The sequence below is a fragment of the Paenibacillus sp. SORGH_AS_0306 genome (assembly GCF_030819345.1).
GTDB lineage: Bacteria > Bacillota > Bacilli > Paenibacillales > Paenibacillaceae > Saccharibacillus > Saccharibacillus kyungheensis.
On sequence record NZ_JAUTBP010000001.1, the window covers coordinates 845,646 to 870,757 of the forward strand.

The 25,112-nt window shown below is 39.7% G+C and carries 22 protein-coding genes, 1 pseudogene and 1 riboswitch; of the genes and pseudogenes, 14 read left to right on the forward strand and 9 right to left on the reverse strand.

Features of this window, described 5'->3' with window-relative positions; translation table 11 throughout:
* Nucleotides 1–133 precede the first annotated feature (133 nt).
* The 5 genes from aroF (at nt 134) to QE450_RS03650 (ending at nt 5,548) form a co-directional block, all read left to right on the forward strand.
* A complete protein-coding gene (gene aroF, locus QE450_RS03630) occupies nt 134–1,198 on the forward strand; it encodes a 3-deoxy-7-phosphoheptulonate synthase (protein WP_274170532.1) in 1,065 nt (354 codons plus the stop codon).
* Between the two features lie 386 nt (nt 1,199–1,584).
* Nucleotides 1,585–3,009 (forward strand): type I glutamate--ammonia ligase, encoded by a 1,425-nt coding sequence (gene glnA / locus QE450_RS03635; protein WP_274170531.1) that lies wholly within the window; start codon nt 1,585–1,587, stop codon nt 3,007–3,009.
* Between the two features lie 395 nt (nt 3,010–3,404).
* On the forward strand, nt 3,405–4,493 hold the full coding sequence (serC, locus tag QE450_RS03640) for a 3-phosphoserine/phosphohydroxythreonine transaminase (RefSeq protein ID WP_273615463.1): 1,089 nt from the start codon (nt 3,405–3,407) through the stop codon (nt 4,491–4,493).
* A gap of 139 nt (nt 4,494–4,632) precedes the next feature.
* Nucleotides 4,633–5,097 (forward strand): tRNA (uridine(34)/cytosine(34)/5-carboxymethylaminomethyluridine(34)-2'-O)-methyltransferase TrmL, encoded by a 465-nt coding sequence (trmL, locus tag QE450_RS03645; protein WP_204824902.1) that lies wholly within the window; start codon nt 4,633–4,635, stop codon nt 5,095–5,097.
* 196 nt (nt 5,098–5,293) lie between these two features.
* Nucleotides 5,294–5,548 carry an AbrB/MazE/SpoVT family DNA-binding domain-containing protein gene (locus QE450_RS03650; RefSeq protein WP_069326911.1) on the forward strand — a complete coding sequence of 85 codons (255 nt, stop codon included), beginning with the start codon at nt 5,294–5,296 and terminating at the stop codon, nt 5,546–5,548.
* A 135-nt stretch (nt 5,549–5,683) separates the two neighbouring features.
* On the opposite strand, the gene QE450_RS03655 is transcribed toward QE450_RS03650, so the two are convergent.
* Complete coding sequence (locus QE450_RS03655; protein WP_301261535.1) at nt 5,684–6,751, reverse strand: phosphodiester glycosidase family protein; 1,068 nt, start codon at nt 6,749–6,751, stop codon at nt 5,684–5,686.
* The gene (locus QE450_RS03660) at nt 6,748–7,155 is read right to left on the reverse strand and encodes a hypothetical protein (RefSeq protein WP_373461933.1); all 408 of its coding nucleotides are present in this window, start codon (nt 7,153–7,155) and stop codon (nt 6,748–6,750) included. The genes QE450_RS03655 and QE450_RS03660 overlap by 4 nt, the downstream gene beginning before the upstream one ends.
* 248 nt (nt 7,156–7,403) lie before the next feature.
* On the opposite strand from QE450_RS03660, the gene QE450_RS03665 reads away from it, so the two are divergent.
* Nucleotides 7,404–8,123, forward strand: a complete 720-nt coding sequence (locus tag QE450_RS03665) for a response regulator (RefSeq protein ID WP_274170528.1) — start codon at nt 7,404–7,406, stop codon at nt 8,121–8,123.
* A gap of 48 nt (nt 8,124–8,171) precedes the next feature.
* Nucleotides 8,172–9,390, forward strand: a pseudogene (locus QE450_RS23555) (aminotransferase-like domain-containing protein).
* On the opposite strand, the gene QE450_RS03680 reads toward QE450_RS23555, so the two are convergent.
* Entirely contained in the window at nt 9,387–10,106 is a 720-nt protein-coding gene (locus QE450_RS03680; protein WP_307297044.1) for a DUF2161 domain-containing phosphodiesterase, read from the reverse strand. The pseudogene QE450_RS23555 and the gene QE450_RS03680 overlap by 4 nt on opposite strands.
* A gap of 269 nt (nt 10,107–10,375) precedes the next feature.
* Here QE450_RS03680 and QE450_RS03685 point away from each other — a divergent pair, with 269 nt between their 5' ends.
* Nucleotides 10,376–11,431, forward strand: a complete 1,056-nt coding sequence (locus tag QE450_RS03685) for a globin-coupled sensor protein (protein WP_307297046.1) — start codon at nt 10,376–10,378, stop codon at nt 11,429–11,431.
* Between the two features lie 115 nt (nt 11,432–11,546).
* Nucleotides 11,547–11,795 (forward strand): type B 50S ribosomal protein L31, encoded by a 249-nt coding sequence (locus QE450_RS03690; protein WP_069326918.1) that lies wholly within the window; start codon nt 11,547–11,549, stop codon nt 11,793–11,795.
* Nucleotides 11,796–11,986: 191 nt separating this feature from the next.
* Here QE450_RS03690 and QE450_RS03695 read toward each other — a convergent pair whose 3' ends face one another.
* The 4 genes from QE450_RS03695 to QE450_RS03710 all read right to left on the reverse strand — a co-directional run bounded on the left by QE450_RS03695 (nt 11,987) and on the right by QE450_RS03710 (nt 17,101).
* Nucleotides 11,987–13,309 carry an MBL fold metallo-hydrolase gene (locus tag QE450_RS03695; protein ID WP_307297051.1) on the reverse strand — a complete coding sequence of 441 codons (1,323 nt, stop codon included), beginning with the start codon at nt 13,307–13,309 and terminating at the stop codon, nt 11,987–11,989.
* Complete coding sequence (locus QE450_RS03700) at nt 13,306–14,994, reverse strand: ABC transporter permease (RefSeq protein WP_307297053.1); 1,689 nt, start codon at nt 14,992–14,994, stop codon at nt 13,306–13,308. The genes QE450_RS03695 and QE450_RS03700 overlap by 4 nt, the downstream gene beginning before the upstream one ends.
* Before the next feature lie 11 nt (nt 14,995–15,005).
* Nucleotides 15,006–16,040 carry an ABC transporter substrate-binding protein gene (locus QE450_RS03705; RefSeq protein ID WP_273615471.1) on the reverse strand — a complete coding sequence of 345 codons (1,035 nt, stop codon included), beginning with the start codon at nt 16,038–16,040 and terminating at the stop codon, nt 15,006–15,008.
* A gap of 77 nt (nt 16,041–16,117) precedes the next feature.
* Entirely contained in the window at nt 16,118–17,101 is a 984-nt protein-coding gene (locus QE450_RS03710; protein WP_301261530.1) for an ABC transporter ATP-binding protein, read from the reverse strand.
* Nucleotides 17,102–17,318: 217 nt separating this feature from the next.
* On the opposite strand from QE450_RS03710, the gene QE450_RS03715 reads away from it, so the two are divergent.
* From QE450_RS03715 to QE450_RS03725, 3 genes are all read left to right on the forward strand, one after another.
* Complete coding sequence (locus QE450_RS03715; RefSeq protein WP_307297057.1) at nt 17,319–18,194, forward strand: LysR family transcriptional regulator; 876 nt, start codon at nt 17,319–17,321, stop codon at nt 18,192–18,194.
* Nucleotides 18,195–18,319: 125 nt separating this feature from the next.
* Nucleotides 18,320–18,895, forward strand: coding sequence for a hypothetical protein (locus QE450_RS03720; protein ID WP_307297060.1), 576 nt, complete (start codon nt 18,320–18,322; stop codon nt 18,893–18,895).
* Nucleotides 18,896–19,017: 122 nt separating this feature from the next.
* A complete protein-coding gene (locus tag QE450_RS03725; protein ID WP_301261528.1) occupies nt 19,018–19,890 on the forward strand; it encodes a hypothetical protein in 873 nt (290 codons plus the stop codon).
* 64 nt (nt 19,891–19,954) lie between these two features.
* Here the strand turns inward: QE450_RS03725 and QE450_RS03730 are convergent, their stop codons facing one another.
* Nucleotides 19,955–20,251, reverse strand: coding sequence for a hypothetical protein (locus QE450_RS03730; protein ID WP_274170519.1), 297 nt, complete (start codon nt 20,249–20,251; stop codon nt 19,955–19,957).
* Nucleotides 20,252–20,637: 386 nt separating this feature from the next.
* Nucleotides 20,638–20,796: riboswitch (FMN riboswitch) on the forward strand.
* A 137-nt stretch (nt 20,797–20,933) separates the two neighbouring features.
* Between QE450_RS03730 and QE450_RS03735 the strand changes: the two genes are divergently transcribed.
* Nucleotides 20,934–21,911: a DMT family transporter gene (locus QE450_RS03735; RefSeq protein WP_204824889.1), complete on the forward strand. Its 978-nt coding sequence runs from the start codon at nt 20,934–20,936 to the stop codon at nt 21,909–21,911.
* Between the two features lie 189 nt (nt 21,912–22,100).
* Here QE450_RS03735 and QE450_RS03740 read toward each other — a convergent pair whose 3' ends face one another.
* Entirely contained in the window at nt 22,101–23,447 is a 1,347-nt protein-coding gene (locus QE450_RS03740) for a family 43 glycosylhydrolase (RefSeq protein ID WP_307302580.1), read from the reverse strand.
* A gap of 369 nt (nt 23,448–23,816) precedes the next feature.
* Between QE450_RS03740 and QE450_RS03745 the strand changes: the two genes are divergently transcribed.
* Nucleotides 23,817–25,109, forward strand: coding sequence for an extracellular solute-binding protein (locus tag QE450_RS03745; RefSeq protein ID WP_307297065.1), 1,293 nt, complete (start codon nt 23,817–23,819; stop codon nt 25,107–25,109).
* Nucleotides 25,110–25,112: the final 3 nt, after the last annotated feature.

Here is a 25,112-nt window from a genome sequence, read left to right on the forward strand (position 1 = left end):
AAAAGCTTAAAAGCGAACAAGCGTCTAAGTGATGATGTAAAAATATAATAAATATCACATATCCAAATCATTTTATATAGTCAGCTATCTATTTTAATATCATCATCAACACATACAGAGAGGGAGATTACAAATGATCGTTATCGTATCGAACCAAACACCGCAGGAGCAAGTAAAAGAGATTACTACTGTTATAGAACAAGCAGGCTTACAAGCCCATATTTCTCGGGGAGCAGATCATACGGTTATAGGTCTTATTGGAACAGCCGAACCTCGCTTGATGGAGCATTTACAGCAGATGAAAGGCGTAGAGAAAGTGATGAAAATTTCCAAATCCTACAAATTAGCGAGTCGTGATTTCCATCCTGAAAATACGGTGATCCAAATAGGCGATGTATCGATCGGTGGTGGCGAGTTAGTTGTCATGGGTGGTCCTTGTGCAGTGGAATCAGCAGAACAGATTGATGAGATTGCTCGTCTGGTCAAAGCTGCTGGTGGACAAGTATTACGCGGTGGAGCATTTAAGCCACGTACAGGCCCTTACAGCTTTCAAGGTGTAGGAGTCGAAGGACTAATTATGATGGCAGAAGCAGGGAAGAAACATGGACTGCTAACGATTACAGAAGTAATGACACCGGAATATGTAGATATCTGTGGCGAATACGCTGATATTTTGCAAGTCGGTACACGTAATATGCAGAACTTTGATCTGTTGCGCAAATTAGGAGAAAGTAAAAAGCCTGTGTTACTTAAACGTGGATTCAGTTCAACATATGATGAATTTTTGAATGCAGCAGAATACATTTTGGCAGGTGGCAATCCTAATGTAATGCTATGTGAGCGTGGTATCCGTACGTTTGAGACATACACTCGTAACACGCTTGATCTATCGGCTATTCCTGTATTGCAACAATTGAGCCATCTACCTGTCATTTCTGATCCAAGTCATGGTACAGGACGTCGTGAACTGGTAGAGCCTATGACCAAAGCGTCAGTAGCTGCTGGAGCAGACGGTCTTATTATCGAAATGCATACAGATCCTGATAATTCGATGACTGGTGATGGTGTACAATCCTTATTCCCGGATCAATTTGCTAAATTACTGCGTGATCTGGAACAATTGTCGCCTATTATTGGCAAAACGTTCAGCACTGCCAAAGCACCAGCAGCGTTTTTTGAATCCTCTGTCCAAGTGTAGTATATTTAAATTAACCGAATATTATTTAAAATTGAGTTGATTTGAATAGGGACACGTCTGTACAAAAACAAAAACCATTTCTGCATAGCTTGTCTAATTTTCATGTTAGGTATAGCTGGAATATATTAGTATTTTAGAAAATCATGTAAGGTTTAAAAAAACAGCTCACTCTATCCGATTTTTAATTGACGGATTGACGAGCTGTTTTCTTTTTTGGTAAGCTATGAGTGTAAGCATATCTTACATAAATTTTAGGGATATGTAAAAAGGCTATTGACGATGTAAGGTTTTACGATTTATAATGACGACAGAAAAAAAATCGAGAGAATGAACATTCGACATCGAAAAAGAGTGTAATGTTCGGAAATTTGGGGAGGAAAGTACAAATGGCGGTAGAAAACGTATTGAAGCTTGCACAAGAAAACAACATTGAGTGGTTTGATTTTCGTTTTGTGGATTTGTCTGGTCGTGCTCACCATATCTCTTTGCCAGCTAGTGAAGTGGATGAGGATACTTTTGTAAATGGTGTTGCGTTTGACGGTTCTTCAATTCCTGGGTTCCGCGGTATTGAGGAGTCTGATATGGTGATGATGCCAGATCCGGAGTCCGTATTTATCGACGCTTTTACTGCTCATCCAACGTTGAACATTATGTGCAATATCTTCACCCCGGACGGCGAGCGTTATGAACGTGATCCGCGCGGTATTGCAGAGAAAGCGGAAGAATATCTGCAAACAAGCGGTGTAGGAACAGCAGCATTTTTTGCTCCTGAGTCCGAGTTCTTTATCTTTGATGATGTACGTTACCAAAGCGATGTGAATGTATCCTCTTACTCCGTTGATTCTAACGAAGCATTCTGGAACACAAACCGCAAAGAAGATGGCGGCAACCTTGGTTTCAAAATCCGTAAAAAAGGCGGATATGTTCCAGTAGCTCCTGTCGATTCTCAACAGGATATTCGTAGCGAAATGTGTCGCTTGCTTGAAGAAGCAGGACTTCGCATTGAGCGTCATCACCATGAAGTAGCTACTGCTGGACAAGCAGAGATCAACTTCCGTTTTGACACTTTGAAATTAACAGCTGATAACTTAATGAAATACAAATATATCGTGCATAACACAGCACAACAATATGGCAAAACAGCAACGTTTATGCCTAAACCTTTATTCGGTGATAACGGTAGCGGTATGCACGTTCACCAATCTATCTTTGATGGCGATACGCCTTTGTTCTACGAAAAAGGTGCTTATGCGAACTTGAGTGAAATGGCATTACATTACTTGGGCGGTATCTTGTATCATGCTCCAGCATTGATCGCATTGACTAACCCAAGCACGAACTCTTTCAAACGTCTTGTTCCTGGTTATGAAGCTCCAGTTAACTTGGTGTTCTCGAAAGGTAACCGTTCAGCAGCAGTTCGTATTCCGATTGCTTCTGTAACACCTAAAGGTTGTCGTATCGAATTCCGTACACCGGATTCTACAGCTAATCCTTACCTTGCATTCTCGGCAATGTTGATGGCTGGTCTTGATGGTATCAAGAAAAAAATGGATCCTCGTGAATTAGGATATGGTCCTTTTGACAAAAATATTTATGAATTGCCTGAAGAAGATAAAGTAGGTATCCGTAGTGTTCCAGCATCTTTGGAAGAAGCTTTGGATGAATTGGAAAAAGATTTCGACTTCTTGCTTGAAGGTGATGTATTTACAGCAGACTTTATCCAAAACTACATTTCATTCAAACGTGCAGAAGCGAAAGATGTTGCAATTCGCGTACATCCACACGAATTCAGCTTGTACTACGATTGCTAATTATTACTTATCTCACACACTAGATCGTAGAGATCAAGTAATCAGAATCCTCCGGAACATCATGTCCGGAGGATTTTTATATGAGTAGAAAAATAAAACGATTACATTTTATTTTGTTCACAAGATATCGCATTATGTTAGATAGCAAGTGACAAAAGACACTTGATCACCCCTAGAATAGCTGATATCATAGCGATAATCATTTAGCACAAACCTAACATCTAAGCGCTTGGTACTATAAGCGCGACGAGTAAAATGAGAAATGATTTTTGCAAAGCAAAATATCTTACATCTTACTATTTAAGCACTTGGCAGTATAAGTGTGCTTACAGAGATGGAAAGTGATCTGGCGAAACAAAAAGTGGAATGTTGAAATTGAAAGGGTGGAGAACAACATGACAAAAAGAGCGTACAATTTTAATGCTGGACCTGCTGCATTGCCTTTAGAAGTATTAGAGCGTGCACAAAAAGAATTTGTGGATTATCAAAATACAGGAATGTCTATTATGGAAATGTCACATCGTGGCGCAGTATATGAAAAGGTACATAGCGAAGCTCAGGATCGTCTGTTGTCGTTGTTAGGCAACCCGGAAGGTTACAAGGTGTTATTTTTACAAGGAGGCGCTAGCACTCAATTTGCTATGATTCCAATGAATCTACTGTCTGAAGGCAAGACAGCAGGTTTTGTAGCTACAGGAAGCTGGGCAAGCAAAGCGTTAAGCGAAGCGAAGTTAGTAGGAGACACAACGGTTGTAGCTTCCTCAGAAGAAGATAAGTATATGAAGCTACCTGATCTAAGTCAATTGGATCTACCTGCAAATACAGCTTATGTGCATATCACTTCCAATGAAACGATTGAAGGCGTACAATTTAGTAAGTTTCCTGATACAGGAGATATTCCTTTAGTGGTAGATATGTCGAGTGATATTTTGAGTCGTCCATTAGATATGAGTAAGCTTGATATGGTCTATGCAGGCGCGCAAAAGAATTTGGGACCTTCTGGAGTAACCGTTATTATTGCAAAAGAAGAACTCATTAACGAATCGCCTAAGCATATTCCATCGATATTCCGCTACAGCACGCATGCTAAAAATAATTCGCTATACAATACACCGCCTGCTTTTTCGATATATATGGTAAATGAAGTTTTAAAATGGATTGAAGAAAAAGGCGGACTTGAAGGTATTCAGCGTGAAAATGAAGCCAAAGCTACTTTAATCTATGATGCGATTGATAACAGTAATGGTTTTTATAAAGGGGCGGCTGAACTTGAAAGTCGTTCGATCATGAACGTTACATTCCGTCTAGCATCTGAAGAATTAGAAAAAGCATTTGTTAAAGCTTCGGAAGAAGCTGGATTTATAGGCTTGAAAGGTCACCGTAGCGTAGGCGGTCTACGTGCTTCGATTTATAACGCTGTTCCTTATGAAAGCTGCAATGCTCTGGTTGAGTTTATGAAGGAATTTCAGAGCAAAAATGGCTGAATGTACTAAGGAATGACAGCCTTCCCCTCTGGGAAGGCTTTTTTAAAAAAAATTTCCAATTATTTTTGTCAAAAGCTGTCGCATTTTACCGAAATCGGTTATAATCAAAAAGAACTATATAAAAGGTGGAAATAAACCTATGGCACTACACATTGTACTCGTTGAACCTGAGATCCCGGCAAACACCGGCAATATTGCTAGAACATGCGCAGCTACAGGAACGCATCTGCATCTTGTCCGTCCTTTAGGCTTCAAAACGGACGATTCTACTTTGAAAAGAGCAGGTCTCGATTACTGGCATGCCGTCAATATTGAATATCATGATTCTTTCGAAGAGGTTCAAAAGACCTACTCAGATCACCGTTTTTTCTTTGCAACAACTAAAGTGAAAAATAGATATTCTGATTTTCAATTTCAAGATGGTGATTTTCTCGTATTTGGTAAAGAAACTAAAGGATTACCACCTGAATTAATTGCAGCAAATGCAGATACAGCTATGCGTCTGCCAATGTCAGATGATGTGCGTTCACTGAACCTTTCAAATTCAGCAGCCATTATCGTATATGAAGCATTACGCCAACTTAACTTTTTACATTTAGATTAATTGGTATGAATTGACTCTGTATCGTAATTTTAGTAGGAAATAATAAAAGTTAGCAGGATTCAAGAAGTAAGTGGAGAAATAAAAGGAAGTACTAAAATTCAGTGAATATATAGCTGATATTCCAAATTTTATAATGACTTCATTTCTCTACTGCTTCAATCAGCAAAGTATAAATATTAGTGAGGTGTGTATTAGTATGAAACCAGCAGGCGTTGTACGTAAAGTCGATCAACTTGGAAGAATCGTGTTACCAAAGTCTTTGCGCAAAAGATATCAAATGAATGAAGGAGATCCTGTAGAAATTTTAGTACAGGGGGATCATATCATTTTAGAAAGATATCGTCCGAAATGCGTATTTTGCGGATCAATGGAAGAAGTAGGGGAATTCAAAGAGCGTTATGTATGTGCTCAATGTATGGAAGAAATGAATTTAATTCCTAAAAATGCTTAATTTAGTAAATAAGTAACATTTTAAATTTTAAGATAGTTAGATTATCTTGATAAAATGCGAAATAAAAATAACCTTTCAGCACGATATTGTGTTGGAAGGTTATTTTTATCTTATCTATAATAGGTGTACATATACTTATTTGAAAAATAAAAAATGAGTTGGAACAGGACGCAAGCTTCCATCGGAAGGATGATTGATTACACGTCCGTTCAAAATAAGCGAAGTGGAGCCACCGCCATCTAAATTATAAGCATCAACAACGCCCATTTTGTATAACTTGTTTTGCAATTCGACTAGAGTTGCACCAGAACTACCATTTTCATTGTATCCATCCGCTACGATAACAATAATTTGATCATCTTTGTATTTACCAATCACTGTTCGTGGTGCACGCAAAGGCGAAGCTTTCCATTTCGCAGGAATCGGTACTTTTTTTCCATTTTGAATTAATACCGGTACAAAAGAAGCACCAAATGAAGGATCTAACGCATCCAGATTAGCTTTACTTGTAAATTTGCCACCGATCAACTGCCCTGACTTATTCATCCCAACAAAAAATAAATCTTTGAATGTCGATTGAAATCCATTTAAATATTTTCCATTGAGTACAGTGGTACTGAGTGGATAGCGTTTGCCTCCTCCATCTGCAAATCCTCCAGCATTAATACCTGCTATTGCCCCTGATCGCTGAACAGCAGTCAGTGTCGTTTCAGATCCACCAAATGAATCTTTGCCTAGTGTCATATTCATAGCAGAAGGTTCTTTTAGTTTGATTTTCATAGCATATGCTTTGTACGTGCCTGGATTCAGACGGTATAGTTCAATATGGATTCGATTGCTATTTACTTTCTCTGAAGCCGCTCCTAATTTGGACGTGATTCGTTTATTGTAAATTTGTTCAGGTTTATTTGCCTGTGTAGAAGCCGTCTGCACAATACGAGACATCGTCGATGTGGTCTGATTGTATAACTTGGTTGTGCGCTCAATCGATGACGATGTCTGTACAGCTACTTTTTCAGCTTGATCCAGATGGGTAAGAATCTGTTCTGATTGATCGCTGAGTTGACTAACCGGCGCATATTTTTGGATATCTAAAGGAACGGCAACCTGATTCGATTGAAATACCAATATAAATAACAATCCAGCAAAAGGTGCTGTCGCTAACATCAACAAACGATTGATTTTTTTAACACGCATCGTCATTTTAACAAATCCATTTTCTTTTGTAGTGTATTAAGTTGCTTTTGCACTTCATTGAGTTGGGTATACAATTTGTTGCTATTATCGGTTTTGCTACTGGCATTGTCTTTCGTAAATGTAAGCAATTCATTAAAAGAATCGACTTTACTTTGCAAAGCGGTCATTTCTTTAGACATATCATTTAATCGAGTCTCATAATCATGTTGCAATACAGCGATTTGCCGTTCCGTATCTGCTTTGATCGACGCGATCATCTGTTGTTTCATATGATTGCTATATAAGTAGGCGATCGTTGCACCCAGTCCAATAATCAATATCCAAAACACTAAAAACCATTTGGCAGAGGACCCTTTGTTTGTCTGATGTCGCATCGTTGTTCGGGAGGAAGACTCTGCGTTTGACTGCATATTCACTCACCTCGATAAAGCTTTTATTTTTGACCAAAATCCATTTTAACATGTCCGATATAGCCAGTCTATCTTACCAGATAAGATTCTATATTCTTCCAATATCATTCTTCTATTATCCAATTCTCGCATAAGATCATATCCACAAATATCCAAAAAACGTTAAAAATCTAGTGAAAGATGCCGATATCAAGATATATGTTAATAAGCAGTAACTAATAGCTGTTGATAAAGGGGGAAGTATCAAAATGGAAGACATTTGGAAGGTTATCATTATTGATAATCATCCGGCGCTGATGCTTGGAACAAAAATGATACTAGAAGAGACAGCCAATTTGAGTGTTATCGGAACTGCCAGTTCTGTAAAAGATGGAGTCGCTTTAGTAGCAAGTGTTCAACCTAACCTCATTTTGCTTGATGATGCATTACCTGAAGGATCAGTTCAATCTTATTTGCGTCAAGTTAAGCAAGCGAGTAAAGATAGCCATGTGATTGTGCTTACCAGCGACAATCATTTATCCTTATTTGCAGGACTCATGAGTATGGGTGCCAGTGGCATGTTATCGAAAGAATCTTCGCCAGCTCAATTGTTACATCTGATCAGTAGTCTGCGTCAAGGATCAACGGTTATTCCTCTGTCATGGCTTCATCAAGGAGTAGTTCCTATTCCTGCTGAAATTCCTACCGATGGTTATTTTGATCTTTCCAAAATCGAACACACGATTATGATTCAAATTACACAGGGGTTTACATACGATAAGATCGCTTATATGATCCGTGTGAGCCGACGTTCTGTTGATAATTATTTACGCAAAATTTATCATAAACTTGGTGTAAACAGCCGGGCTCAAGCTATCGAAAAATATACGTTGTATTCGCATACAGCTTCTTTTAATAATGCACCTATGACCAGCATAATTGCACCACCTGAAAGTATTGTTCCAGTAAAAGAGGTTGCTCTGGATTAAAGTTCAGGTGTATGATCTTGAAAAAGCATCGTACAGGAGGCTGGAGCGGTGGAATTTTCTTTTGCAGCAAGTGTGAGTCATATGCCTTCATTTTCGGTCAGGTCGATTGATAACAGGCAGCGTCGTGAATCATGGATTTCATTAGCTGAAGAATTACCAGCAGAAGAACTATTTCCGCTGGCACAATTAGGAGAAGCTGCTGGTGCTGTATTCTCAGCAGGGCCTCTTGTTCTTCAGTATGGAGAAGCCGCAGGTTCATTAGCTTTACGGAAATGGCTGAACACACGCTGGCAAATCGATCAGAAATTGAATGTAGATCCTGAAGATATTTTGTTAACATCAGGCAGTCAGCAAACGATCGATTTGTTAGTGCGTATTTATGTCGATCGAGAAGATACAGTACTGGTAGAATCTCCGGCTTCGCCAGGGTGTCTGCAAGTGCTTCGATTACAAGGAGCAAATGTACTTCATGTAGATTGTGATGAAGAAGGAATGATTCCAGAAGATCTGGAGCGACTTATTGTAGCGTATGGTCCTAAGCTACTGTGCGCTTCACCAAGCTTTGCGAATCCTACAGGAAGAGTATGGAGCTTGGAGCGTCGAAAAGCTATTCTAGAGCTCTGTAAGCGATATGAATTGTTAATCGCTGAAGACGATTCGTATGGAGATTTGCGTTATGGACTGGAGTCGGTTCGTTCTTTTCGCCGTCGTTATCCGAGTCTATTTCAATTGGATCGGGAGCAAGGTGGGGAATCATGTTCTGTATATTGGTTCATTCAGCAAAACTATCGCTCCTGCATTGCGCGTAGGTTGGGCAGCAGGAGATCAACGTTTGATTGAAGTGATGTCAGCTGCCAAGCAAACAGCAGATTGGCAATCCAGTTCGATGAATCAGGCGATTTTATTGCGTCTATTACAATCGCCTCGCTTCAATTGGGATAATCATATTACAATGCTCAATCGCGAATATGAGATTCGTATTAAATTAATGCTAGAATTGCTCAAACGTCCCAACTGGCAAGGAACCCAGGTAGATGTTCCTTCAGGCGGTATGTTTTTATGGGCTGTTTTGCCGGATCAGTTAGATGGAGAAGAGTTACTTACACATGCTATGTCTAAAGGTGTCTCCTTTTTGCCAGGAGCACGATGTTATGCAAGCGATGAAGGTAACAGTGCGATTCGTCTTAACTTTACCCATCCTGGACGGGATGAGCTGTTGTTAGGAATGAATCTTATTTCGGAGTGTATTGCTGAACTGCGCAGTTAAAGCAACTTCTGATTCTCGATCACATGAGCATATTGTTGTAGAGCCCGTATACCTGCTGGGGTCAATTGATAACTACCTCGTGCTACACGTTCAAACCAACCATAATAGTTGCGCTGCATAATCGCTGCTGTACTACCGACACCACTTCGTTCCCGTAATTGTCGCGGGGATAAGTAAAGGTCAGTACCAAACGCAGAAGCGATGCGCAGCGCTTTTTCGCGATAAGCGGTAATCAGAGGAGTTCCTGTACTGCCACCTAGATTGTAATCACCGCTACGTTCGGCAATTTCTTGTAATAATCGTTGTTTGCGACTCCCACGACGTACCGCTTTGGCAGGCTTGGAAGACAATGTTGGACTACATAATATTTCTACAAATGGAGCTTTTGTTTTGTACAACGTCACTACAATCAATCCTAATCCTAGACGCTGACATAGTTCAGTAATCTCACGCCAACGCTGACTATGAGCTCCTTTTTTGGCGCGATTTTTTTCTACAGCCAGATATACATTGGAACTGAGCTTTAGCCGTTCGATACCTTGAAGCAGTAGTGCAATATTGAATGTTTTTTTGATTTCGATAATAAGGGGTTCATGATCTTGTTCTCGTATGCCTACTAGATCGCAATGTTTAACCTCACTTTTGATATCATACCCCTGAGCAGTGAAAAATTGTTTGATAGGAAGATACAGTTCGGTTTCTCGTTGTACAGCCACGATATTCTCTCCTTTAGATAGGTATATCTTGTATCTATGTCATAGTACTTATATTCAGTGTTATGTTCGAAAGTATAGCATAGCAGGATAATAACATAGAAGTCATGAAGCAGAAGAGATCGAATAATAGTACGTTTAAAAATCGATTGTTCATTAATGTTACACATAAAGATACAACTAACACTTTCAATTGGCTATATTTTACAATAAAAGGTAAAATACGAATAAATATATGTGTATGTATTAGAGAGAAAGAGGGGATATCAAGCATGATCGAAGTATCTGCACAACGACAGCAACAACTTCAATATATTGGCTTGAAAGAAGCTGACTTGCAATTACTGCATCAACATTATGATTTATTTGTGAAAGTGGTCGATGAGGTTGTTGATCAATTCTACAATCATATAGAGCAATATCCAGTATTACATGATATTATTCAGCAAGCTGGTTCTACGATAGATCGTCTCAAACAAACACAGCGTGATTATTGGATTTCATTAGCATCTGGAACGATAGATGAATCCTTTATCGAGCAAAGGTTAAAGATTGGTCGTATTCATTCACGAATAGGGCTTAATTCTGATTATTATCTAGGGACTTATATGACCTATACCAATATTGCAACGGTTGTATTAGAGCGCGAATTGCCAGATCAATGGATAAAAGTGCTACATGCTCTGACCAAAATGTTCAATTTAGATTCGCAACTGGTGCTTGAAGCTTACGGTGAAAGAGAGCAGTATCGTATTCAAGAAATGGCGAATCAAAAGCAACATATGTTAACAGCTGTAACCGAAGCGGTAAATCAGATGAGCGAAATGATCGTCAAATTAAATGATAATGCAAGAGTGATCTCACAATCAGCAGATCAAATGGCGCAGTCTCAAGAAAGTTCACTACAACAGATGGACGAGTTAGGTCATGAGGTCAAAGAAATCAGCAAAGTGGGTACAGTTATGCGTGAGATTTCTGAACAGACCCATCTATTAGGTCTTAATGCTTCGATTGAAGCGGCTCATGCTGGTGAATATGGCAGAGGATTCAGTATTGTAGCGCAGGAAGTAAGAAAGTTAGCAGGATCGTCCCAGAATGCATTACAAGATATCAGTATGACTTTGAAAGTGATTATGACCAAGCTTGATCAAGTACAGTCTGAATTTGGTAAAAATGTAGAATGGTCACGTCATCAAGCAGGACGTTCTCAAGAATTGGCGGCTTTTGCAGATATGATCCAACAAGTAGCTTATGAATTAGAACAATTACAACATACAGACACTATAGATTCTACAGTTGTAGTAGGGACGCATGCGAACCCAAAATGATCTTGAAAAATGCTTAAAATTAATTGCAAATAAAAAACATAAGTTCTTTGACATTTCGATATAACGGTGTATAATAAGAAAAGTGCGATTAATTTTATGAACGAAGGTGATACTCATGAAAAAAGAAGGACATCCTAAATTCCAACAAGCTATTTTTCTTGATCCAAGTTGCGGATATAAGTTCCTGAGTGGAACAACTAAAACTTCCGGCGAAACTATGGAATGGGAAGATGGCAACACTTATCAAGTGATTCGCGTTGATACTAGTTCTGCTTCTCACCCGTTTTACACTGGTAAACAAAGAAACGCAGACATCGGTGGCCGCGTAGACAAGTTCAACAAAAAATACGGCTTGAAAAACTAAGACGTAAGTTGAGCGAAATTTCAAAACGTTTTCGAACTGTTTTGAACCGTCATAAAAAGCGTACCTGTTCGTATCCTAGGATATGAATATGGTACGCTTTTTTTGTTGCCTTTTTACTACAAAAGGATAATAGAAGATGATATTCGATGATCATGTTCAAGCATAGCCCTTCCCATGATCATCGCTGTCACTCAAAATTGTATTTTGTCTTGTGGGAGTAAAGAATGTATCCGGTGAAAGCCTTCTTGTTCTAATCGTAACGCAAGTCCATCGGTACGTGACTTGGTAGCATGTACGAGTAGAGCAGGTGGGCTTTTGAGATCGAGTAGCATACGTCTTACATCAGGTAGCCCTTGATGGACTTTGTAGCGTACGTAATAGACTTTACAACCTTCTCGCTCGGTATCAAGCAACAACCTGCGTCCAAAGCACCCATGAGCCAGATGACCTGTAAAAATCACCGCATTATGTTCATTGTGAGCGATTCGTTCGTAATGCTGTTGAGCTTTGACCGATTGCATCATTCCATCATCGGTAAATAAAATAAACGATGTGTATTGCGCAGGCAGTTCATTACGAGATTGTTCATCATCCATCACATACAAATACGGATGTTGTAGCAAACGTTCTATTCGTGCGCATGCTTGAGCATGAAGCCAGTAGGTATCTGTAGTGAAAGAACGCAAATTATTTAGTAAGCCCGCTTCCACAAGCAATGGCGTATCAGGATACTCTTCACTTGCCCACAATATCAATTCTTGCCCTCGTCCATACACAGGAACAGGAAGCATAACGGCTCCTTGTTGCCGGAGCGTCTCATCGATATGCCGTTTTAGTTGAGTTAGCTTATTATCTTGATGATCAGGATCAACGCCATATGCAGCATCTATGATCGCTATATCCAGATCAGGTATAATACCCGGAATTGTTTGCGTTTTCGAAATTAATCGTGTCTGGTGTAGTGGACGATCTGCGGCTAACAACTGTGATTCAGACGTATAATCTCCTGAAAAGAAAATATACTTATCATGCCAGCACAGTGCCAGCCAGATCGAACCCGGTAAATGACCTGCTCGTCCCCAACATACATCAAGATGAGGCAACAAAGGGCTCCAGCTCCCCGGTGGGACAATATCTTCTAAATAACGGAATTGGATGCGTTGTTGATCTTCGTCATCGTACGGACGTGTTGCCGAGCGGTGATCGGTATACCTTTTCCATGCTTCAAAATAAGCAGGTAATTGTCCAACCGTTGCCCGGGTTGTCCAGACCTCGCCGGTATAACCATGCTTATACAATAAAGGCAGAGCGATACAATGATCTTCATGAGCGTGAGACAAAAAAACAGTTTGCAGACTGGCGACCATTTCATCGATATCAGGTGTGATTGGATATTGTCCGTCACCTTCTTTTTTGACACCATAATCCAGCAATAGACTCTGCTCCCCCTGTTGGAGTAGATAGCTGGATCGACCATGTTCACCTGCGCCACCAAGTATAGTAAGTTCCATCATGATAATTGCTGCTTCCGATAAGCAGGTAGTGTCTGTAACATCAGTAGCAAGATTGTCGTAATCCCCACTGAAACTACAGCCATCGCCATACCCATTGAGACAGCACCTTGTTCAAATTGAGCGAAAATATAAGTTGCCGAAGTCTGCATAGATGGTGGCAAAATCAACAGGGAAGCCACCAACTCGCGATTCGCAATCGTAAAGGTCATCGTCCAACCTGCGATCATACCCGGAACCAGCAGTGGCAGTAAAATCCGCCGAAATACATACAATGGACGACCACCAGAAATCGCTCCCGCTTGTAATAAAATAGGATCAATCTGCCCGTTATTGGCTTTGACATATTGTAAAGTGTACGGCAAAAATAAAATAATATACGTTAGTACAACCATACCGTATGAATTGTAAAGAGGGATGGGCATCCATGGAGAATTCCAGAATAAGATTAATCCCACCACAATAACAATACCGGGTACAGTATTAGGCATTAAACTAAAAAGGTCGATCCATTTTTGTGACCATCGTTTGCCATATCCTACTTTCAGCGCTAGAAATGTACCGATCAGTACAGCAATAGTCGCCGCTACAAGTGAAAGTGTAAAGCTATTAATCAGTGCTTCCATACTTTCAGAACCCCAGCTTAATAAGTCGCTATAATGCTGTAATGTAAAGTTACCCATCGCCAGCCCTGTTCCGCGCAAGCGTAATAAAGATGCTGTAATCACAGAAAAGTAAGGAATCCCGATAGATGTAATCAGCAATATCCCGATATACAACCAGCAGATAATACCGCTCCAGCCTCGTAACGAATACTTTTTACTTCGTACTCCTTTACCACCTGTTAAGCGATAAGAATAGCGACTGCTTAATATACTCTGGATATACCACATCAATAAGCAAGCTGTTAACAGCAAAGAAGCCAGTGAAGTTGCTTTACCAAAATCTATCGGCCAGCTAGAAATATATTTATGAATCTCAGAGGTCATCACATAAAAGCCAATTTTGCGACCAAATGTAGCAGGTGTACCAAATTCAGCAATCGTTTTGACAAAAATCAATAATGCACCCATCGCATAACTGGATAATAGCAATGGTAAAATAATGCGCCGGAACCGATAGCTAAATGAAGCACCATGTACAGAAGCAGCTTCTTCTGTGCTTCCGCCAATCTGCTCTAACGTATTGCGAAGAATAAGATATAGAAATGGAAATAGATGCAGACTCATAATCATCACCATCCCGCCAAAGCTGAAAAAAGCAGGTGTGATGGTTGCTGAAGCAGGCAATAATTGCTCCATATAACCGTTCTTTTGCATAAATAACATCCAACCCATCGAACCGATATAAGGTGGGGTCATAAAAGGAATTAAAAAAACAACATCTAACCAGCGTTGTCTGCCGATCGCTGTTTTGGCCATCATCCAAGCTAAAGGAAGAGCTAGAACAGTCGTCGCGATAATAACGCAACAGCCTAGCCATAATGTACTGAACATGACCGACGTAAGATCACTTTGACCGAGCAGACGTAAAGGAGCCATAAGATCAATCACACCGTTTTGTTCAATTGCTGTTCGAAAAATCATCAGAAGCGGAAATAGAATTAGTACGGCGAGCAGCAAAAATGCCGCAGCCGTACTGATTTTTTGATAGGAGAATAAAGTTTGGTTGGTCTTTGTTTTCATCATAGGATCACCACTTATTTGTATAGGTTCGTAAATTTGGTTGTTGTTTCTTCGCTGTGTTCGCCCATCCAGTCCCATTTCACAGGATATGTTGGAATGTCGTTCAGGTTCGTACGATTGTCAGCCGTAATATCGGTTCTACCTGGCAATAGATAAGCACTGGTTACCATTTGTTGTGCTTCATCTGACAGCAGATAATCAATAAATTGTTTGGCTTGATCGGCATGTTGGCTTGTTTTGATAATGGCTGCTGGACGAGGGCTAATGACTGTGCCTTCTTTTGGATAGACGATATCAACAGGTTCGCCATCTGCTTTGGCTTTGTACGCCATATAATCGACACCAGCGGCTACAGCTGATTTGGCACCAGTGATAACAGGATCAAGCGCTTCTTGATTAGCTCCTGCGATTGCAACACCATTTTGCTTATACTGTTCAAATAATGACCAACCTTTATCACCTTCAGCACTTAAATAACCGGTAATAAAATCAAGTGCAGAACCAGATAATGAAGGATCAGGAATATTGACTTTGTCTTTCCATTCAGGCTTCGCTAGGTCTGCCCATGATGTCGGTGGAGTCGTTACTTGTTTGGTGTTATATACAATACCTAATGCAGATGCACTGTAGCTAAAATATTTGCCATCTGTATCTGACCAGTCTTTGACCAATTTATCGTGATTCACTGCTTCTGGATAAGCAAGCGTCATATCTTGTTTGGCTAAAGCTTGCATCGAGGGAAGAGAAGCAAGTACAACCACATCAACTACAGGATTTGCTTTTTCAGCTTCCATACGAGAAAGAATCTTGCCTGTAGTGCCCTGAAACATTTCTACTTTGATACCTGTTTTGGCTTCAAAACCTGCTTGAATTTTTTTGGCTAATCCTTCAGGGCCTGCACTATAGACAACAAGTGTGCCCGCATCTTTGGTAGGTGATTGTGCTGAACCGGATGCGCCTGTAGAAGTGCTACAACCTGCAAGCGTAGTTCCTAAGATTGCTGTTAGAGCAAGTAAACTTCCTTTTTGCCATAATTGATTCCATTTCATTATTTATTCCTCCTAAAGTGGTTGAGTCCATATTTGAATTAAAAGTCTAGCTGATAAAAGGGGATCAAGATCATCGGTTAGACAGGGACAGGATTCAGTGTATGCACATGGTGTGCTGAAATATAAATAGTGACCGATTCACCCACAGTCATGCGTTCATCTTGATACGCTGTCCATAGACGTTCTTCGCCCATATCCAACAGAATCTCATAACGATCGCCCATATAACTGACCTGCTTGATCATTCCGGTATGTATATGTTCGTCAGGAGAATGATTGCTGTACCAGCGGATATGCTCAGGGCGAACCATCTGATGACCGTTATCAATCCAGTTGGAATGACCAATAAAGCGAGCGACAAATGGATGAGAAGGCTGTCGATAAATTTGCTCTGGTGTTCCACGCTGTAAAATAGATCCTGACTGCATCACAATAATCTCATCTGACATCGCCATCGCTTCTGTCTGATCATGAGTCACATAGAGAGCCGTAACACCTAATTGCTGTACCAGATTCATTAATTCGGTTCGCATTTCATCACGCAAAATCGCATCCAATGCACTGAGCGGTTCATCGAATAAAATTAATCGCGGTTGCATCACGATCGCTCTAGCAAAAGCGACACGTTGTTGTTGTCCACCAGAAAGTTGATGCGGATAGCGTTGTTCCATCCCTTGTAAACGAACTTGTTCCAGTGCTGTGAGCACACGTGCTTGAATATCTTTTTTCTGACCGGAAGCTCGTAGACTGAAAGCTACATTTTCAAAAACTGTTAAATGAGGCCATAGCGCAAACTCTTGAAAGACCATCCCGAATCCCCGGCGATGTGGAGGTACATTTTTACGTTGCTTGGAAGAATACAAAATATCGTTTGCTATTCGTAATTCTCCTTGATCCGGTGTCTCTAGTCCGGCGATCATGCGTAACAATGTCGTTTTGCCACAACCGGAAGGCCCTAGTAATGTGGTGAATTTGCCAGAAGCGATCACCAGATCAGTCGCTTGCAAAGCTTGTACACCTTCAAAAGATTTGCTGATGCCTTGAATCGTTAATGCTGTCATTGTGTATTCCACCTATCTTTGACGCTTGTTCATGAGCATACATAAAGATGTATCATTGCTGCCCTGAACTACTTTCTATACGTAGTATATCTGCTCAATTTGCACGGGGTATGTGGGGAATGTAAACGCAACATTAAGTTTTTAGTGTGTTCCTTTTGACAATCATCGAATGTTTCTATGGTACGGTGAAAGAAAAGTAGTTACAGGGGGTTCATCAATGAATTTAATCAAATTACAAATCGTGGAATTATTGGATCGTCATCACAAAATCACAGCAGTTGCAGATGAGTTAGGGCTCAAGCAACCTACAGTTACATTTCATATGAAAAGCTTGGAAAAAGAAATGGGCGTTGCTTTGTTCGAATCTAGAGGTGGCAAAGTGATGCTCAAAGAACCAGGCAAGGCATTACTTCATTATGCGATCAAAATTAATGCTCTCGCGGCAGAGTCCAGAAGAGTGGTACAAGAATTTGGCGCTTTGGAACGTGGCAATTTGCGTATCGGAGCGAGTTATGTACCGGCTACTTATTTATTACCTTCTATTATTAATGAGTTCAGTCGCGCTTACCCAGGTGTAAGCATTTCGATTGCTGTTAAGACTTCACCTGTAATTCGTGAAATGTTAATCAATCATGAAATCGATCTGGGCATTATGCTAACAGAACCTTTTGAACATCCTTCATTGGTAAAAGGATTAGTAGATGAAGATGAAATGGTTGCTATTTTTGCACCGAATCATCCGTTAGCAGACTATGAAGAGTTGCATATAGATACGCTACGGCAAAGTCGATTTGTTTTGCATGGGAGTGAATCAAGTACCCGCCAATTAAGTGATCGTTGGATGAGTAGTGTAGGGGTATGGTCAGAGCAGTATATGGAACTGGATTCACCGGAAGCGATTAAGAAGTCGGTGATGTTAGGCGAATATGTTTCGTTTTTGTCCAAAATGGCAGTGGAAGAAGAAGTGCAACAAGGTCTACTTCATATGCGACCATTACCGAATACACCTTTTCATCGTTACATTTATTATGTATACAACAGTCAACGTCATTATTCAGGGCTGATTCATCAGTTTGTAAAATCGTTTGGTTAGATCGATGCAATAGAAAATAAATTATAATGCAACATCATGGCTTTCCGAACGTTTGTTAGATATAGCTTTATTCTGGAAATAATGAATATCCAACATAAACGATTTGAAAAGGGAGCATGGTGTAGATGAATACTATACTAAGATGGAGTATCATATTGATGTTCAGTATAACGTCAATAGGATGGGGAGGTACTTCCTCTGTATCTGCTCTTTCTTGTGCTTATATTTTAACTGTAGAAGATGCTTATGCTAAATATGATGGGGTAGTGATTGCTCAAGTAAAAGAAATCCAGCAGTTAAATAGACAAAATAGTGAAAATCACCAAGTGGTATTAACTATTCTAAAAAGTTATAAAAATATTCAGCAACGGCAATTAATAATCAAAGAAAATAGTACATGGGGAGCTTTGAACGGTCCAAGCGAAGTTGGAAATCAATATATCTTTTTTCTAAATCAAAAAGATGGTGAATGGGAAAATCCACTTTGCGGGACTTCCAAAAAAGTGAGCGAGCTTACTTCAGTAGAGTACAAGTTTTTACAGGATAAAGAATTAGCATTGCCTGCCCAGCAATCTGTAACAGATCAATCTCTGCCTTCATATCATTGGATAATTGCTATAAGTAGTATTGTGTTATTAACTGTCAGCATCTTTTATTTTTTGTATCAAAAACCCGAAAAGCATCGAAAAAGTGATGAATAGCATATAGAAACTATAGATATGTTTTACGAAATCAATTAGATATGTTGATTCCGCTATCATTTTTCACTGTTACATTGGAATAGTAGTCAAATGATATTCCACAGACAGGGGAGAATTTGCAAATGAATTTAGGATTGAAATTAGGTAAAAAAGCTCCATTGGTGTTGTTAAGCAGTGTGTTGTTCGCAGGGTTGTATATTCCACAATCTACATCTGTTGTTGATGCCAAAGCCGCCAATCTCACACCAACGTATGAGGTTAAATTTATGCTGGACGATGATATTTTGAACAGCGACCTGACGATTCAATCTGAGGTACAAGATGCGTTTGATCTGCCTGCCAAAGCGCAAAAAATTGCTGTAGAGTATTTCGATACAAGTGATAAGCAATTGGATAGCGAAGGTTGGAATGTACGTTTCCGCAAAAAAGAAGATAAAGACAATTTTGAAATGACGTATAAAAAACGTTACAGTATTGCAAATGGAAATATTGATGCAGCATTAACACTGGCTAATCAACAAGGATTTGATGCTTCCGATACGAACTATGAAGCAGAAGTCGATTGGGGATACAGCAAGCAGACATTAAGCCTGTCTAACGATAAAAAATCAAAAGCAACAACATCAGGAGCAACATTGCCTGCGGATAGTAAAGCATTATCTTTGCTTGTCGATAATTTGCCAGGTAAATTGAAAAAGTGGAAAGATGGATCAAGCTGGGGTGAAAAGCAGTTAAAAGCATCGCGCTCGTATGGCCCGGTGATGGCGAGTAAATATGAAGGTAGCTGGAATGGAATCGATGTAGACGTAGAAATTTGGCCGATTCGTAATGCTTCCGGTACAGGTACTGAGCCTGTGATTGAGATTTCGTTCAAAACCGATGATTACAATACCGCTGCAACTGATCGTCAGCAATTAATGAACTATTTGAATCAAGAAGGTTGGTTAGTCCCTCAAGATTCGTTGAAAACACAGTTAGTCTTAGATCGTTATTAAAAGCATCTACTTAAAAGTAGACAAAAAAGAAGCACCCTGCGAGGTGCTTCTTTTTGTTTTGCTATTAATATCCGCTACGGTCCATATTGCTCATTGTTGCAGCCATTAAAGAACCAAATAAAATAGAGAAAATAATAGATACAACAATACCGATAGCCAACCAGATCAAGTAAGCTTTAGCAAAGTTAGCTTTAGATACATTGGTATTTGCACCGAATGCCCATACAAATAACATTACGATATTTACGAACGGAATAATTATTAATAAAATCGTAAGCATCCAATCTTTGAATGTTAATACTCCTGTGCGTTGATCTGGTTGCGCAGGCGGGTAACCATTGTTTTGCGAATTGTAATCCAAATTTTTCTACCCCTCTCAGTTATGTACTACTTATTGTTTAAAGATGTAAATCCTCTATGATTATACAACTGTTACAGAAATGTGACAATAGAGTAATATAAATAAATAGGATTATAGACTACTCTCATTTACAAAATCAATGTATCTATAGAAACATTTGATAGCTACTAGACATTCATTCTATTTATTGTATAGTATAGTTAATTGATCGGAATTAAGGATTTAAATATGTTGTAAACTATTTATTTGTACGAAACTATTGCAAGTTACTAAAAGTATCTTTATAATGAGATATATTGAATGTTTGATACAAGAAAGTTTTCAAATCTTATTTTCATGGTTAAACATGAGAGTAGCTTCTTTATATTAACAAACCAAAATCGAATAGAGATCTTCGGGGTAGGGTGCAATTCCCGACCGGCGGTGAACGTTTCTTTTATAATTGAAAGAAAGGGTAGCCCGCGACTCATTTTTCTTTTTTGAAAAATGACTGATCTGGTGAGAATCCAGAGCCGACGGTACAGTCCGGATGGGAGAAGATCAACCAATAAGCTTGCCAGTGTATTGTAAAATACAGTTGCACGTTTATTTGATCAAGCCCCCGTTTATTGTACGTTGATAAACGGGGGCTTTCCGTATGAGATCTCATATTCAAATTCTAATCACGTAGGGAGTTTGAATCATGGAAAATGCAAGTTATAACATCAAAACAGCATCATCAGCTAGACAGCGTCATATTAAAAGTGGATTTTGGCTCGTTTTTGTAGGAGCAGCGTTATGGGGCGTTGATCCACTGTTTCGAATTATTTTACTCAAAACAATGACTTCAACTCAATTGGTATTGTTGGAGCATTTGATTGTTTTTCTAGCGGCGGCTCCTGTATTATGGGTCAACCGTGCTGAATTAAAAGGATTGAAAATGCGTCATATCGGAGCATTGTTGTTCTTATCCTGGGGTGGATCGGCGATTGCTACGATTCTATTCACGATGGGACTGGCTCATGGTAATCTCAATGCTGTCTTGTTATTACAGAAATTACAACCGATTTTTGCGATTGTATTAGCTCGAATTATTTTAAAAGAAGTATTACCGCGTGGATTTGGTTGGTTATTTGCTTTAGCATTAGTAGGAACGTATATTTTAACATTTGGATTCGCTATTCCTATCGGACATATGAGTGAATTTGTACAAGTTGGTAGTCTATTTGCTCTAGGTGCAGCAGCATTATGGGGTGGATCTACAGTGATGGGACGCTTAATGGTAGGTCAGATGAAATATGAGACCGTAACATCATTACGCTTTATTATGGCTTTACCTTTGTTGCTTGTATTAACATGGCATGAAGGTGCAGCTTGGAGCTTATCTGCTGATTCTGGTGGAATTGCAGCCGTATCTCTGAATTTGCTAGGTCAAGCATTGTTGCCAGGCTTGCTAAGTCTATTAATGTACTACAAAGGATTGTCTACAACCAAAGCTTCTGTAGCTACATTAGCAGAACTAAGCTTCCCATTAGTCGGTGTAGTTATTAACTGGATCGTATTTGGACAATTATTAACATGGGCTCAATTGGTCGGATTTTTGTTGATCTGGGTAGCATTGTTCTTTATTTCCAGACGTCAGCAACCATCTGATGCCAAAACAGCCGTACCTTCTGCATAACCATTTCTTTGTTATCAAGAAATCATAGATTCTATAATCTATAAATACTAACTTTTATATAAAAAAATCCTGTCTATCTAGCGGAATATCGCTGGAGTAGACAGGATTTTTTAGTTTGTACAAGATATCGATGTAATGATATATCGAATATGAAGTAGCTTTTAATCTAAATCGGAAAGTATATTGTTTTTATTTGATAGGTACAAGATCGAAAAAGTCTAATTCTCCGTAACCATTTCCTTTGCTAAAACGAATCGTATGATTACCTGCTGTCAATGATAGACGTTGTGTCGATAATCCCCAATTTTCCCAACCTTTATTGGTAATAAAGAAGTCTGTTGGATTGCCGCTATCGACCGATAGTCGAAGAGTAGACCAATCCAGTCCATCTGTGCCATTACCTGTACGTGCAGCTAGCATATACGTTCCTGTAGTCGGGATATTTACCGTATATTGAACATAACTACCGTCTGTATCGATATGACCTGCTTTGGATAGTCCTGAACCATTAGGGCTTGAAGAAGCATACGCGACACCACCGAATGTTCCTTGTTCACCTTCATAACGGGTGCGATCCGGTTCACCGGATGGAATAGCGATCTGTACATTAGGATTAAGAGGTTGACCGAATTGAGGGGTATTGTCTGTATTCCAGCTAAATTTCTGTGTACGAATTTCCCGGTTCCAACCTGCATTATTAAATTTGGCAGAATGATAAACGATCCAATCTTCTTTGCCATCAGGAGAGGTAGTAAATGAAGCATGACCGGGTCCATACACCCCATTAGCAGAAGCAAATACAGGTTGAGTGCGTTTGCTCCAAGCTGAAGGGCTTAATAAATTGCTATTGGTCTGTGCTGTAATTAGACCTAGCGCATAATCATTCGTCCAGCTTCCACTAGCTGAATAGATTAGATTGATTTTGTTATTTTTGATCACCACTTGAGGGCCTTCGTTGACATTCGGTTGGTGATTGGTCTCCCATGCATACGTAGGACGAGCAATCTCAACACGTGCTGAATCGATCGTCCATGGGTTACTCATATGAGCGATATATAGATTTTGTCTTACATTTTCTGAACCTTCCCAGCCTGACCAGATAAAATACAACTGCCCGTTCACCGATAATGGAGTCCCATCGATTGCCCAACGATTGGTAGTATCTGTGATCTGACCTTTATCTACCCAAGTGCCTTGCATCGGGTTACTGCTAGTATTCTGCATCACATACATGCGATGATTCGCATTATCACCGTCGTCTTTGGCATAGTAAATGTACCATGCTCCATTTAGAAAATGAATTTCAGGAGCCCATACATTTTGCCCACCTGTTGTAATTTCACGCTTTTCAGCAGCATCAATACCGGTTAATGTAGAAGATTTCCAGATCGTGACATTGTTACCTGTCGTTTTTGTGAAATAATAGAATCCATCAGTATGTTTATACATCCATGGATCTGCACCATCCTGCATAATGACATTATAAAACTGTTTTTGGACAGATGCCGCAGAAGCGATACTAATACTAGTGCTCATAAGTAAAGTAAATAGCAAAAATAAAACTCCTCCTTTAATGATCAAGCGATGACGTTTCATTGATTCAGCCCCTCTCAGTATAGTAAATAGATAACGCTTACAATACGAACTGTAACGCAGAATAATGTCGGGGAACAGGACGATATTTTGGATGGATAGACATTCTATTGGAGATATGAACGGGAAGGTCTGAATGAAGAGTTTAACCGTTTACACTTTGAGATCAAACAGGTACATTAGGCGTAATTCATATGCTTTGTTTTGCTTTATATCGAGTACATCTACAAAGTGAGGTTAGGTTATATGGTGAGATGGATCAAGCAATATTGGTTGCCTATGACAAGGTTAAAATTATATGGGTTGCTTGTGGTGATAATAGTCATCATCGGCATACTCGGTTACAGTCTATATCGAAGCGGGATATCATCGTTTATAGGGGATCGTTCTCATCCACAGTCAGTAGCTAATCTATCGACTACAGATCCTATTCAGATATCATTTTGGACACCTTTTAGCGGTGGAGATATCTCTTTTATGAATGAACTGGTACAACGATACAACCAAGAAAATACCGATCATATTGTCGTCACGATGAAAAATAATAAATCAGATGATTACTATACCAAATTATCGACAGCTATCGTTACTGAAGAAGCGCCTGATGTAGCGATCATACATGCGTCGATGTTCGCTCAATATATACCCGCCGATTTTATCCAAAATATAAATACTGTTGCTTCTCAAGCAGGTGTGAACTGGCAAGACTTCAATCCGTCTATTCTGGCAAGAACGATGATGCAGACCAATCATTATGCGATTCCTTTAGATACACATTTTAGCGTATTGTATTATAACAAAAAGTGGTTAGCCAAAGCAGGATTGTATCGTGATGGACAGGTGCAGATACAGCCAGGAGAAAAAGGATTTGTAGACTTTTTGCAGACTTTACAAAAGCATATTCCACAGGATGTAGCACCACTTGCTGTACCGAACGTACGGATCGATTCGTTATGGTTGTGGTGGTCATTGTATGCGCAGATCGAAGGGGGAGGACAATTGTATACAGCTGACGGACAACGTGCCTCTGTTGATATGCCAGCCGCTAAGCGCTCTTTAGAATTAGTCACTTCCCTGTATGAGCAACAGTTAATTCCGCCTAATATTAATGATGCTTCGAATGAATTTGCTCAAGGGAAAGCAGCAATGCTTTTTCTAGGTGTATGGTCTATCGGCTCTTTTGAAAAAGTACCTGATTTGGATTTTGGTGTAATGCCATTTCCGCAAATCTATGACCATGCAGGATCATGGGGAGATGCACATACGCTTGCTTTTCCAACCCATCATGAACAAGATCCAGAAAAAGTACTAGCGGCTGTCAAATTTGCACACTGGTTAGCCAAGCATGGAGCAGTATGGGGAGAAGCAGGGCATGTGCCTGCGGTACAATCGGAAGCACTATCACAAGCTTATCTTTCCCTACCTTTGCGAAAAGAGTATGTAGATGAAGCCAATCATGTTGAATATTTCCCCAGCAATCCGAAGCAGATTATGATCAGCGATGCACTGATTAATGAATTGGAGAAAATCTGGTACGGTAAGCAAAGTGTAGATCAGATGCTTGATCATTTAGAGCCTTTGATTAACCAGATTTTGAAGGAGTAAGTC

Bases quoted from the DNA above. Each gene is read 5' to 3' on its own strand.
- QE450_RS03685 (WP_307297046.1), top strand. From the start codon at position 10,376: ATGATCGAAGTATCTGCACAACGACAGCAACAACTTCAATATATTGGC.
- QE450_RS03735 (WP_204824889.1), top strand. From the start codon at position 20,934: ATGGAAAATGCAAGTTATAACATCAAAACAGCATCATCAGCTAGACAG.
- QE450_RS03700 (WP_307297053.1), bottom strand. From the start codon at position 14,994: ATGATGAAAACAAAGACCAACCAAACTTTATTCTCCTATCAAAAAATC.
- QE450_RS03665 (WP_274170528.1), top strand. From the start codon at position 7,404: ATGGAAGACATTTGGAAGGTTATCATTATTGATAATCATCCGGCGCTG.
- glnA (WP_274170531.1), top strand. From the start codon at position 1,585: ATGGCGGTAGAAAACGTATTGAAGCTTGCACAAGAAAACAACATTGAG.
- QE450_RS03660 (WP_373461933.1), bottom strand. From the start codon at position 7,155: ATGCAGTCAAACGCAGAGTCTTCCTCCCGAACAACGATGCGACATCAG.
- QE450_RS03695 (WP_307297051.1), bottom strand. From the start codon at position 13,309: ATGATGGAACTTACTATACTTGGTGGCGCAGGTGAACATGGTCGATCC.
- aroF (WP_274170532.1), top strand. From the start codon at position 134: ATGATCGTTATCGTATCGAACCAAACACCGCAGGAGCAAGTAAAAGAG.
- QE450_RS03705 (WP_273615471.1), bottom strand. From the start codon at position 16,040: ATGAAATGGAATCAATTATGGCAAAAAGGAAGTTTACTTGCTCTAACA.
- QE450_RS03715 (WP_307297057.1), top strand. From the start codon at position 17,319: ATGAATTTAATCAAATTACAAATCGTGGAATTATTGGATCGTCATCAC.
- trmL (WP_204824902.1), top strand. From the start codon at position 4,633: ATGGCACTACACATTGTACTCGTTGAACCTGAGATCCCGGCAAACACC.
- QE450_RS03740 (WP_307302580.1), bottom strand. From the start codon at position 23,447: ATGAGCACTAGTATTAGTATCGCTTCTGCGGCATCTGTCCAAAAACAG.
- QE450_RS03710 (WP_301261530.1), bottom strand. From the start codon at position 17,101: ATGACAGCATTAACGATTCAAGGCATCAGCAAATCTTTTGAAGGTGTA.
- QE450_RS03650 (WP_069326911.1), top strand. From the start codon at position 5,294: ATGAAACCAGCAGGCGTTGTACGTAAAGTCGATCAACTTGGAAGAATC.
- QE450_RS03725 (WP_301261528.1), top strand. From the start codon at position 19,018: ATGAATTTAGGATTGAAATTAGGTAAAAAAGCTCCATTGGTGTTGTTA.
- QE450_RS03655 (WP_301261535.1), bottom strand. From the start codon at position 6,751: ATGACGATGCGTGTTAAAAAAATCAATCGTTTGTTGATGTTAGCGACA.
- serC (WP_273615463.1), top strand. From the start codon at position 3,405: ATGACAAAAAGAGCGTACAATTTTAATGCTGGACCTGCTGCATTGCCT.
- QE450_RS03690 (WP_069326918.1), top strand. From the start codon at position 11,547: ATGAAAAAAGAAGGACATCCTAAATTCCAACAAGCTATTTTTCTTGAT.
- QE450_RS03720 (WP_307297060.1), top strand. From the start codon at position 18,320: ATGAATACTATACTAAGATGGAGTATCATATTGATGTTCAGTATAACG.